2 pseudogenes are annotated in these 1,486 nt (G+C 40.3%); both read left to right on the top strand.

The features are described from left to right. A pseudogene (locus Q7P05_RS09655) lies at positions 1–147 on the top strand (RluA family pseudouridine synthase); the annotation flags it as partial. 457 nt (positions 148–604) lie between these two features. Further along, positions 605–1,456: pseudogene (locus Q7P05_RS09380) on the top strand (glutamate synthase subunit alpha); the annotation flags it as partial. Positions 1,457–1,486 lie beyond the last annotated feature (30 nt).

The following is a 1,486-nucleotide window of genomic DNA, read 5'->3' as shown; positions in this document are numbered from 1 at the left end:
GTTGGTGATGCCATGTATGGTACACGCAACAAGCCATATACACGCCAATGCTTGCATGCATCAGAACTCACCTTTGTTCCTTATGGTAAGGAAGAGCCTATAACGGTAAACTGTGAAGTAGGGGACGACTTTGGACGTGAAAAGTAATAATTGCTTTTCTAATGTTCATCAATTATAATTTATATGATGATGTGGTCATAGAGCATGCCACGTAAAACAAAGAAAGCTCAATCGCTAGATGTGGTCATAGAGCGTGCCACGTAAAATAAAAAAAGCTCAATCGATGATAAAAAAATATAGCTATTGATGCTTGTGTATTCTTGTATACAAAAAACAATAGTGATAAAAACGCATAGTCTATGACTTAAAGTCATGGACTATGTTTTTTTTATATTTTCAATTCACAGTGGACAGGAGTATACTATGTATAGACAAAAATTCTATAGAATTTAAAATTTAGATGAGGTTATGGACGATTACAGCCGATAATATCACTACAGAATGGATTCTTTAGAGGTAGTTTATAGTTTATACTTTCACCAAGAACGAACGGAACGATGCCGCAGAGCTTGGATTGATCAAGTGATATGAAGGAGTGCACGTTATGGATATGAATCAGAGCACAATCAAGCAACAACGTCTAGATCAAGCTAGACTTGAAGCTAATGGTATGTACAGCAGCCAATTTGAAAAGGATGCGTGCGGTATGGGCTTTGTCGTTAATATTAAAGGGAAAAAATCCCATGATATTATCGATGATGGCTTGCGCATTTTAGAGCGTCTTGAACACCGTGGTGGTGCTGGTGCAGATAAGGACACAGGGGATGGTGCCGGTATTTTGGTACAAATTCCGCATGAGTTCTTCAAACGCGAATGCGAAGTGCTTGGTATCAACTTGCCTGCAGCTGGTGAGTACGGCGTGGGTATGATATTTGCTCACAAATATGAAAGCCTCCGTAACGAGCAAAAACGCATTTTTGAAGAGGTTGTACGTGAAGAAGGTCAAGTAGTTCTCGGCTGGCGTGAAGTACCAGTAGATGGTACAAAGGTTGGTAAAGAAGCAGCTGCGATTCGCCCTTGGATGATTCAAATCCTTATCGGCAAAGGCCCAGACGTAACGAATAATAAAGAATTTGAACGCAAATTATATATTATTCGTAAATTAGCGGAAAAACGTATTGTTCCATTGAGCAAGGAATTATCTAGCGATTTCTATATTGCATCCTTGTCCTCTAAAACAATTGTATATAAAGGTATGTTGACACCTGGTCAATTGCGTGACTTCTACCTTGATTTGAGTGACCTTGACTTTACATCCGCATTGGCAATGGTTCACTCTCGTTTCAGTACGAATACATTCCCAAGCTGGGCTCGGGCGCATCCTAACCGCTTCTTAGTTCACAATGGTGAAATCAACACAATTCGCGGTAATGTAAACTGGATTAATGCTCGTGAATGACCCGCAAGAACCTGACCGCCGCCGAGG

Source organism: Veillonella dispar, from assembly GCF_937975875.1.
Classification (GTDB): domain Bacteria; phylum Bacillota; class Negativicutes; order Veillonellales; family Veillonellaceae; genus Veillonella; species Veillonella dispar_B.
The sequence above is the reverse complement of the archived record's forward strand: the minus strand, read 5'-3'. Positions and strand labels throughout refer to the sequence as shown.